2 protein-coding genes are annotated in these 2,060 nt (G+C 64.3%); both read right to left on the reverse strand.

Annotated features, from left to right (window positions below; all coding sequences use genetic code 11):
• The coding region (locus tag DBR12_RS09970; RefSeq protein WP_108617098.1) for a class I SAM-dependent DNA methyltransferase at positions 1-1,374 on the reverse strand (1,374 nt) is incomplete at its 3' end.
• A gap of 171 nt (positions 1,375-1,545) precedes the next feature.
• Complete coding sequence (gene cueR / locus DBR12_RS09975; protein ID WP_108617099.1) at positions 1,546-2,049, reverse strand: Cu(I)-responsive transcriptional regulator; 504 nt, start codon at positions 2,047-2,049, stop codon at positions 1,546-1,548.
• Positions 2,050-2,060: the final 11 nt, after the last annotated feature.

The following is a 2,060-nucleotide window of genomic DNA, read 5'->3' on the forward strand; positions in this document are numbered from 1 at the left end:
GGTGTGGGGCGCACGGGGGCCGGTGGGGTGCAGGGAGCGCCAGCGCTCCAGCACGTCGGGCAGGTTGTTTTTGGTGTGCTCTGTTTCTGATAGCTGGTTGCGCCCGTCCACAAAGCGCTGCAGGCCTAAAAGGCTTGCATCCAGCAGGGGCTGGCGTTTGTCGTCCAGGCTCCAGCCGTCGGCTTGCATGTCGTAGAACCACACGTGGTCGGTGCCGCCGCTCATGGTTTTGGTGAACAGCAGGATGGCGGTGCTGACGCCCGCGTAGGGCTTGAACACGCCGCCGGGCAGGCTGATGACGGCGTCGAGCTTTTGCTCTTCCACCAGCTTGCGGCGCAGTTCTTTGTGGGCTTTGCTGCTGCCAAAGAGCACGCCGTCGGGCACGATGACCGCCGCCCGCCCGCCGGTTTTGAGCAGGCGCAGGAACAGGGCCAAGAAGAGCAGCTCGGTCTTTTTGGTTTTGACGGTTTGCTGCAAATCCTTGGCGGTGTTTTCGTAGTCCAGGCTGCCTGCAAAGGGCGGGTTGGCCAGGATGAGGCTGTAGGCCTCGGCGTCACCCGCCGCGCCTTCGGCCAGCGAGTCGCGGTATTCGATGGCGGGGTGTTCCACGCCGTGCAGCACCATGTTCATGCTGCCAATGCGCAGCATGGTGTTGTCAAAGTCGTAGCCGTGGAACATGCCGCTGTGGAAGTGCTTGTTTTGTGCGGGCACGCGCAGCATGTCGGGGTAGGTGCGGCGCAGGTATTCGCCTGCGGCGACCAAGAAGCCGCAGGTGCCGCTGGCCGGGTCGCAGATGGTGTCTTGCGGTGTGGGGGCCGTGAGGGCCACCATCAAGTCGATGATGTGGCGGGGCGTTCTGAATTGCCCGTTCTGCCCGGCAGAGGCGATTTTGCCGAGCATGTATTCGTACAGGTCGCCCTTGGTGTCGCGGTCGTCGAGGGGGATGGTGTCGAGCAAATCCACCACCTTGGCGAGCAGGCCGGGCGTGGGGATGGTGAAGCGGGCATCGCGCATGTGGTGCGCAAACGCGGTTTCGGCAGCAGGGCCGCCGGACATCTGCAAGCCGCGCAGGAAGGGGAAGACTTGGTTGCTGAGCACGTCGAACATCTCGGCGGGCGCCATGTTCTTGAAGCGCGACCAGCGCATGTCTTCCAGCGGCCTGCCGTTGGGGTCCAAGCCCGTAGGGATGATGCGCACGGGCTGGGTTTTGAGGCGCAGGGCTTTGTTGTCTTCGCGGGTCTGGTCGCTGTCGAGGGCGCGCAGAAAGAGCAGGTAGGTGATTTGCTCGATGACTTCAATGGGGTTGGCGATGCCGCCGGACCAGAAGGCGTTCCAGACTTGATCGACTTTGTTGCGCAGGTCACCGGTGAGCATGGGGGCAGTCTGTAGGGGGCTGTGGGAAAGCCTGAGAGTCTGCCATGGGGGGCGTGCCACAAAGGTGTGTGGCAGCGTGGGAGCACGTGTGGTGCATGTGTAGGTGCACGTGTAGGTGCAGGAGTTTCAAGGTTTTTTGGCCTTCTCCGCGCGATGGGTAAGACTTTGTAGCTATTTATTTGATAGCGTTTTGTGCGGCGCCGTGCTGCGAGGCATGTTGGGCCCCGCCGCCAGGTCGTCCAGGATGGGGCAGTCGGGCCGGTCGTTGCCTTTGCAGCAGGACACCAGGGTCTGCAGGCTGCGCTGCATGGCCTGCATTTGGGCGATGCGTTCGCTCAGGTCGTCGATGTGTTGCTGGGCGATGCGTTTGACCTGGCGGCTGGCGCGGCTGCGGTCGTGCCACAGGCCCAGCAGCTCGGCGATTTCTTCCATCGAGAAGCCCAGGTCGCGGCTGCGGCGGATGAAGTGCAGGGCGTGCACGTCGGCCTCGGTGTACTGGCGGTAGCCGCTGTCGGTGCGGGCCACGCCACTGATGAGGCCCAGCGATTCGTAGTGCCGCACCATGCGCGCCGAGATGCCCGCGCGCCGGGCGGCGATGCCGATGGGAACGGGCCAGGAGATGGCGCGGGGGGCGGCTGGTTTGCGGGGTTTTGTGGCCGACGGGCGGGCGGGCAGGTGCGTTGGTG

It is taken from the genome of Acidovorax sp. HMWF029, from assembly GCF_003060895.1.
Lineage (GTDB): Bacteria > Pseudomonadota > Gammaproteobacteria > Burkholderiales > Burkholderiaceae_C > Acidovorax.